We start from the raw sequence: 2257 nt of genomic DNA on the forward strand, positions 1-2257 counted from the left end.
CTTCGTGCATAATTCGGGCTAGGTGGTTAACTTGCTGGAGCGCTGGCCGTGGGGAGGTCGCCTCGATTGCTGTGGCCTGTAGGAACGCCCCGGTCATCTCGGCGATGATGGTATGGGGTGAAGCATATCTGCGTTATCCGCCGGTCGCCTGAACCTCGTGCCGGTGCCAAAGTTGGCTGAGCAGGAGATAGTTATCGGTCGATCTGACGAACGAGTAAAACCGTACCTACCATCGGCATCAACGACATGATCATGTAACGGCATGATCATGTTTGGATGACGTTCGCAAAACTTGTCTGTGCTCGCTGTCGAGGGTCGCACGAAGAAGCCGAACACTTTATCGAATTTGAAGCTTCACTACGAGGCCATTGCAGAATGAATTCGGAACGGTTTCTGTGAGGGGTTGGATGGCCTTGCCGGATGTGATTCTGGTCAGGTGTTCGCCCGCATTTCTCACACGGGTCGTGCATTGGAGCTCTAAATCGCCGATAGTTCTTCTGCAACAAAGGAATTTCATGAAGCCGAGGAGTGCCCCCGATGCCGACAGAGTGTAATGCTGAGACGTTCGAATTTAGAGAGACTGCGGGCCGTATTGTGGTGGCGGGTTTTTGACGGCGGAGCGATCGCCTCGGATGCCGGCGCGCTGCCGCTGGGCGCAACCGATCGGGTAATCCGGCTGACCGATCGCTTCGCCGCCTGCTTCACCGACCGTTGAAGCGCCGATCACATCGAGCACGATCCGCGAGCCCTGCTGCAGCAGCGGGTAGTCGGCATTGCCCTCGGCTACGAGGACCTGATTGGATCATGACCAACTACGCCATGACCCTGTGCTTTGGCCAATATCTCTACGAAGCGATCTACTGCGCCCGCGGCGAGATAGAGAACCGGATCAGGGAGTGCCCGCTCGACCTGTTCGCCGACTGCTTCTCGGCCGCTACCATGCGCGCCAACCAACTGCGTCTCTGGTTCACTTCCATGGCCTATGTCCTGCTCTGCGCGCTGCGTCGGATCGGCCTTGTCCACACCCAGCTCGCCCCGATAACCTCGGTACGATCCCGCTGAAGCTGCTCAAGATCGGCGCGCGGGAGACATACAGCGTCCGGCGCCCCCTTCGGCAAGGGCGGCAAGGAGCGCGTCAATCAGCGCAGCGGATTTCGCGACCGATATGATGCACGACGCCGTTGCTTCGGGTTGGGTGATGATCATGAAGGACGTGTTCTCAGGCATCGCGCACAAAGCTGGTTTGCGCCGATTGCGACACAAGCCAGCCAGACGATCAACCGGACAAAGACATCGGTCACGAAGGCGACGTAGACGAAGCCCCGCCAGGTCGCCACGCAGGTGAAGTCAGAAAGCAAGAGAACATTCGGAGAAGGGGCATGGAATTGGCGGCTTATCTGGTCGCGTGGATAGAAAGCGGCCGGGTTACTGATCATTGTTTTCATCGACTTGCCTCGGAGCACCTCGGCAAGACCCATCTCCTCCATCAGCTGTGCTGTCGTATAGTGCGCGATCCCGATCCCCTCCCGACCGAGCTGTTGCCAGACCTTGCGCACGTTGGGCATTCCGATGGATCGCGATCAACCGAATACACTCGCACACAATAGACCTAGAAATTCTCGGTCCAGACCCGACGAATCTCCGTTCGCTGCCGGACGTCTCACTTGGCGCGTGGTGGCAGTCGCTCAGGATCGGAACGGCGGGCTGCATGCTTATGGTAGGATGACAGCTCGATCGGCAGGACCTTGCAGATCGGCTCGACAGCGTGAACCTCGCGATGCGCGTCGATGAACGCGATCATGGCTTGTACCGCCCACCCCCCGAATAAGCCTGTGCAAAATAAGCCGAGGCCTTCCGCAGAATCTCGTTCGCCTGGCGCAGCTCCTGGTTCCCCCGTTCAACAGTCTTCAGCTTTGCCGCGACCTCTGTCGGCACGTCGGGTGCCCGGCTGGCTTCGACATCGGCTTTTTTAACCTACCCTATTACGTTGTGGTTCCAACAATCGATCTTGCCGGCAATCGAAGTCGTCTGCGCCCTCTGCGAAGTGTGCTCGATCTCGTGAGCCAATCCATCCGCGCGGCACGGCACGTACCTCAGGGCTGAATTTGTTCTTTGTCTTGCTCCTCGTGGCTCCAGTTTACCTCAGCGTTGGAGCCTCCGGAAATTCCGGGGCGGTCCAACACCTTCCAACAGCCGAGGTACTAAGATCCAAAGAAAGAACCGTGTGGCATAGCTGCAACACATGAACATTCTTCAA

The 2257-nt window shown here is 58.0% G+C and carries 3 protein-coding genes, 1 pseudogene and 1 other annotated feature; of the genes and pseudogenes, 1 reads left to right on the forward strand and 3 read right to left on the reverse strand.

Going from position 1 to position 2257, the window contains the following annotated elements; genetic code table 11:
• Positions 1-571 precede the first annotated feature (571 nt).
• The gene (locus ACP5E6_RS18485) at positions 572-736 is read right to left on the reverse strand and encodes a hypothetical protein (RefSeq protein ID WP_427956835.1); all 165 of its coding nucleotides are present in this window, start codon (positions 734-736) and stop codon (positions 572-574) included.
• Positions 737-837: 101 nt separating this feature from the next.
• On the opposite strand from ACP5E6_RS18485, the pseudogene ACP5E6_RS18490 reads away from it, so the two are divergent.
• Positions 838-1106, forward strand: a pseudogene (locus tag ACP5E6_RS18490) (transposase); the annotation flags it as partial.
• Positions 1107-1202: 96 nt separating this feature from the next.
• Here ACP5E6_RS18490 and ACP5E6_RS18495 read toward each other — a convergent pair.
• A complete protein-coding gene (locus tag ACP5E6_RS18495) occupies positions 1203-1565 on the reverse strand; it encodes a hypothetical protein (RefSeq protein WP_427956837.1) in 363 nt (120 codons plus the stop codon).
• A gap of 95 nt (positions 1566-1660) precedes the next feature.
• On the reverse strand, positions 1661-1801 hold the full coding sequence (locus ACP5E6_RS18500) for a hypothetical protein (RefSeq protein ID WP_427956839.1): 141 nt from the start codon (positions 1799-1801) through the stop codon (positions 1661-1663).
• Positions 1728-1846, reverse strand: a sequence feature (AL1L pseudoknot). Its footprint overlaps the gene before it by 74 nt.
• Between the last annotated feature and the right edge of the window lie 411 nt (positions 1847-2257).

This window comes from Acidiphilium sp., assembly GCF_049977125.1.
GTDB lineage: Bacteria > Pseudomonadota > Alphaproteobacteria > Acetobacterales > Acetobacteraceae > Acidiphilium.

Coding starts and splice junctions, on each gene's coding strand:
- ACP5E6_RS18495 (WP_427956837.1), bottom strand. CDS start 1,565: ATGCCCAACGTGCGCAAGGTCTGGCAACAGCTCGGTCGGGAGGGGATC.
- ACP5E6_RS18500 (WP_427956839.1), bottom strand. CDS start 1,801: ATGATCGCGTTCATCGACGCGCATCGCGAGGTTCACGCTGTCGAGCCG.